This is a genomic window from Streptomyces viridosporus (assembly GCF_002078235.1).
Taxonomy (GTDB): domain Bacteria; phylum Actinomycetota; class Actinomycetes; order Streptomycetales; family Streptomycetaceae; genus Streptomyces; species Streptomyces viridosporus.
In genome coordinates this window covers 1-4,732 of record NZ_MSGP01000465.1, presented here as the reverse complement: position 1 = coordinate 4,732, position 4,732 = coordinate 1, and the positions used below count along the sequence as shown (strand labels likewise).

The window sequence follows — 4,732 nt, the reverse complement described above, 5'->3', positions numbered from 1 at the left end:
GCACGGCCCGTCCCGCCCGGCCCTCCCGCAGGGCGGGCGGGTCCACGACGTCGACGAGGACCTCACCGGCCTGCGCGTGCTTGAGCAGGTTGGTGGCCAGCTCGGTCGCCACCAGCGCCACGTCGGAGGTGCGCCGCTCGTCGAGTCCGGCCAGGGCCGCCGCCTCCTCCGCCGCGACCCGGACGTCGCGCACCCGGGTCGAGTCCTGCACCGGCACGTCCCAGACGCGGGGCATCACGCCTCCTCGCGCGGACGCGGCGGCCGGCCCGCCCAGGACGTCACCCGCACCGTGGTGCCCGCTCCGGGAGCGCTCTCGACCTCGAAGTCGTGCACCAGGCGCCGTGCGCCGCCCAGTCCCATCCCCAGCCCGTCGCCCGAGGTGTAGCCGTCGCTGAGCGCGCGGTCCAGGTCGGGGATGCCCGGTCCGGAGTCGCTGAAGGCCAGCCGCAGCCCGCTGACGCCGTCGGCGGTGACCAGCGACACCTCCAGCTGACCGCCCCCGCCGTGCACCAGGGTGTTGCGCGCCAGCTCGCTGGCGGCGGTCACCAGCTTCGTCTGGTCCACCAGACCGAAGCCGAGCCGGGCGGCGGCCTGCCGCACGTGCTGGCGCACCCACACCAGGTCCATGTCCGACCGGATGGGCAGACGGGCCTCGACGCCCGCGGCGGTGTGCATCACGGACTCTCCTGGCGCAGGCCCCCGGAGCGGGACGACACGACGGGCTGCGCGAGAAGCTCCATCGCCACCTCGGTGGTGAGCGCGGTCCGCAGACCCGGCAGCGTCAGCCCCAGCTCCACCAGGGTGATGGCGACCGCGGGCCGCATGCCGGCCACCACGGTCCGCGCGGCCAGCAGCTCGGTCTGGGCCGCGATCTCGGCCAGCACGCGCCCCAGGAAGGAGTCGACCATCTCCACCCCGGAGATGTCGATGACCACTCCCGTGACCCGACTGCGGGCGATGGTCTCGGACAGGTCCTGCTGGAGCTGCTGCGCCGCGCTGTCGTACAGGTCCCCCTGGAGGGTGACCAGCAGAATGTCGCCGAGTCTGAGGACCGGCACGTGTCCCGCGACCGTGCGGGAGAACTCCTCGCTCACCGGCGACCCGCACCGTCGGGCACCGCGTTCACGATGTTCGCCCCCAGCTCGTGCAGGCAGTACCCGAGCGCGTCGGCGAGGGACGCGCGGGTCTTCACGGTGCCGAGGTCCAGTCCCAGGTGCACGATGGTCTGCGCGATCGCCGGACGGATACCGGACACGACGCACTCCGCGCCCATCAGCCGGGCCGCGGCGACCGTCTTCATCAGGTGCTGCGCCACCAGCGAGTCGACGGTCGGCACCCCGGTGATGTCGAGGATCGCGAACCGGGCGTGCTGGTCGACGACCGCGTTCAGCAGCGTCTCCATCACCACCTGGCTGCGGGCGCTGTCGAGCGTCCCGATCAGCGGGACCGCCACGATGCCGTCCCAGAGCTTGATCACCGGCGTGGCCACCTCCAGCAACTGGAGGCGCTGCCGGTCGATGAGGGCCTGCCCCTCGCTCAGGGCCGTCTGCATGGCCACCAGACGCAGGGTGCCCATGAGGACGCCGAGCGTGACCGAGCACTCCCGCAGGAGTTCGGGCGAGGCCTGGTCCAGGTCGGCGACCAGGAGGTTCTCGGCCGGCGGCAGCAGCGCGGCCAGCTCGCTCGACATCTGGGTCGTGGACAGCCCCGCGCGGCTGCGGGTCGCCCCCATCCGCGCCAGCTGCTCGCGCACCTCCGTGAAGCCCGCGGCGTCCGGGTCCTCGACCCGGTGCGCGTCGGCGACCTGGGCCAGCGCGTCGACGACCGCCTTGCCCGCCTCCACCGCCTCGTCGCGCGAGACGGTGAACACCGTGCGGAACAGGGGCTCGTCCGCCCATCGCTGGGCGATCTGCTCACGTCGGCGGCGCAGGAAGTCCCTGACCTCGAGCGTCGGCGTTCCGCCCGCTTCGTGCTCCGGCACCTGTGTTCTCCTCATCCTTGTTGCGTGTCGAGCCCGTTCGAGGCGACGAGAAAGCGATCGAACCTGCCTGACAACCACTCTAACGAGGCCCCGGACCCGCCCGGCACGGCGTCCCGCCCCCGTGGCCGGACCCACCGGTGCCCGCGCGGACGACGCGACGGCCGGTGGCGGGCGGCCGACCGGGACCGCACCGCGCCCACCGGCCCGGCACAGGTGCGTGGCGGCCCTCGGCGGGGGCCGCTCAGCTCCCGGGATCCTCCTCCGGGGCCTGGGGCAGCCGGTCGACACGCTCCAGCGCCTCGTCGACGCTCCCGGAGACCGGGACCGTGATGCTCACGCCGGTCAGGTCCAGGATGCGGCGCACCGCGGACGTGGGGGAGATGATGTGGACGCTGCCCGGCAGCTCGCGGGCCTCCTGGTAGACCCGGAGGATTATGTTCATGCCGGACGAGTCCATGAAGGGGACCGCGGACAGGTCGAGCAGGAAGTGCCGCCGGCCGTGATGGAGCTGGTTCGCCAGGTGATGCTGGAACTCGGTCGCGGTGTCGACGTCCAAGTACCCCTCCACCGTGAGCAGGGCCACGTCCTCCCGGGGAAGGGTCACCTCGACGGACAGAGGGTTCTGGGCAATGGGCACGAGTACCTCCAACAAATGACGGCCAGGGCTGGTTACCCCTGCGGGAGACGTCGACGCACGCCGGTCCCGGCGCGCGGGGGTGATCCCGCTCTCACGGGCGCCGGCCTGCGAGGGGGCCCGCCCGACGGGAACCGGCGGCGCAGCCCGCCGCCGGTTCCCGTCATGTGCTCCCTCACCCGCCCGGCACCCCCACGCCTGTCGGTCGACTCTCACCGCGCAGCCGCGCGTACCCCCGAATCGCCGCGTCATGCCTCGGTCCGTGCCCGCCGGTGCCGGTCGCACCGTCTCACCCGACCCGGATGCCCACGATGCAGGTGTCGTCGTCCGTGTCCGACCTGCTGTACGTGAGCAGCCGGTCCAGCCGCTGGTCGAGCGTGCCCGGGGCCTTGGCGGCGGTGGTGAGCAGATGGGTCAGGGACTCCTCCACGGAGCGGTCCCGGCGCTCGATCAGCCCGTCCGTGTACATCAGCAGGTTGTCCTCCGCGGCCAGCTGGACCTCCGCCTCCTCGTACACCGCCTCGGGCACGGCCCCGAGCAGCATCCCGCGGACCAGCGGCAGGGGAGCGGCCTCGTCGCCCCGCACCAGCACCGGCGGCAGGTGGCCCGCCCTGGCCCACCTCAGGGTGCGCGAGGCCGGGTCGTACAGACCGCAGACCGCGGTGGCGGTGACCGCGCCGGTCAGATGGTGCGCCACGATGTTCAGCCAGGACAGCAGCTGCCCGGGGCCCGCGCCGGTGACGGCGAGACCGCGCAGCGCGTTGCGCAGGACGACCATGCTGGTCGCCGCCTCGATGCCGTGCCCGGCGACGTCGCCCACGCACAGCAGCACCAGCCGGGACGGCAGCACCACGGCGTCGTACCAGTCGCCGCCCACCAGCTGCTCCGCCTCCGCGGGCCGGTAGCGGACGGCCACGTCGAGATCGGGCACCTGCAGCGGCGCCTGGGTGGGCGGCATGATGGCGCGCTGCAACTGCAGCGCCAGGCGGTCGCGCTCGCTGGCGTGCTGTTCGGTGTGCGCCAGCTGGTCGCGGGTGGCCGCCAGCGCCACCTCCGTCCAGTGCTGCGCCGAGATGTCCTGGTAGGCGCCGCGGACGGTGAGCAGCCGGTCGTCGGTGTCCAGGACCGGTTCGGCGACGACCCGGATGTGCCGGGTCACCCCGTCCGGCCGCTGCAGCCGGAAGGCCGCCGAGGCGGGGCGCCGGTGGTGCAGCAGCGTGCGCAGGAACCGGCCGATGGCGACGGCGTCGTCCGGGTGGGCGTGCGCGGGCAGGTCCTCCAGCGGCACGGGCGAACTCGTCTGCGGGCGCCCGTACAGGTCGAACAGCTGCCCGTTCCAGGTGATCTCCCCGGTGAGCAGGTTCTCCTCGAAACCGCCGATCCGGCCGAGCCGCTGGGCGTGCTGGAGCAGGCTCGCCAGCCGGGCCGTCTCGTCCTCGATGCGCCAGATGAACAGGATGCCGGAGCCGTGCCGGCTGACGCTGATGTCCGCGATCGCCGACAGCGGCACCTGGCCGACCAGCGCGGTCAGGTTCATGCGCTTGGCCCGGAACGGCTCCCCCGTGGCGTACACCCGCTCGATCCGCTGGAACAGCTCGCTCTCCCCGGCGGCCATCGGGTAGGCCTCCAGGAGGAGGGAGCCGCTGACCATGGCGCGCGGCCGGCCCGCCGGGTCCAGGAAACGGCTGTTGACGTGCTGGATGCGGAAGTCCAGCAGGTTCCCGGAGGCGTCCAGGTACGGCAGGAGGACCAGCGCCGGGTCGTGCAGCCCGTCGGCCAGGTCCATCAGCTCCGCGGCGTCCGGCAGCATCCGCGGCCGGTGGGGCGGTCCGCTCGGCGCCGTGTACGTCTCCAGGGTGTGGGCGCACAGCTCGGCCAGGGCCTCCACCTGGCGGACGATCTGCGGCGGCTGCTCGGGCAGGGGAGTCGGCCAGACGATCTCCAGCACGCCGTGCACCCGCCCCCCGGTACCGGCGGGCAGGGCCGCCCTGCCCGCCGGTACCGGGGGGCGGGTGCACGGCGTGCTGGAGATCGTCTGGCCGACTCCCCTCCCCGATCAGCCGCCGCAGATCGTCCGCCAGGTGGAGCGCCTGGCCGCGCTGTGCTCCCACACCCTG

The 4,732-nt window shown here is 73.5% G+C and carries 5 protein-coding genes and 1 pseudogene; all 6 read right to left on the bottom strand.

Going from position 1 to position 4,732, the window contains the following annotated elements:
- The coding region (locus B7L92_RS29225; RefSeq protein ID WP_143626393.1) for an ATP-binding protein at nt 1-235 on the bottom strand (235 nt) is incomplete at its 3' end.
- A complete protein-coding gene (locus B7L92_RS29220) occupies nt 235-675 on the bottom strand; it encodes an anti-sigma regulatory factor (RefSeq protein ID WP_004991974.1) in 441 nt (146 codons plus the stop codon). The genes B7L92_RS29225 and B7L92_RS29220, both read right to left, overlap by 1 nt.
- Nucleotides 675-1,094: an STAS domain-containing protein gene (locus B7L92_RS29215; RefSeq protein WP_081240378.1), complete on the bottom strand. Its 420-nt coding sequence runs from the start codon at nt 1,092-1,094 to the stop codon at nt 675-677. Before B7L92_RS29215 ends, B7L92_RS29220 begins: the two co-directional genes overlap by 1 nt.
- Nucleotides 1,091-1,981 carry an STAS domain-containing protein gene (locus tag B7L92_RS29210; RefSeq protein ID WP_081240377.1) on the bottom strand — a complete coding sequence of 297 codons (891 nt, stop codon included), beginning with the start codon at nt 1,979-1,981 and terminating at the stop codon, nt 1,091-1,093. The genes B7L92_RS29215 and B7L92_RS29210 overlap by 4 nt, the downstream gene beginning before the upstream one ends.
- Nucleotides 1,982-2,222: 241 nt before the next feature.
- Complete coding sequence (locus B7L92_RS29205; RefSeq protein WP_004991984.1) at nt 2,223-2,618, bottom strand: STAS domain-containing protein; 396 nt, start codon at nt 2,616-2,618, stop codon at nt 2,223-2,225.
- Between the two features lie 286 nt (nt 2,619-2,904).
- Nucleotides 2,905-4,608, bottom strand: a pseudogene (locus B7L92_RS29200) (PP2C family protein-serine/threonine phosphatase); the annotation flags it as partial.
- Nucleotides 4,609-4,732 lie beyond the last annotated feature (124 nt).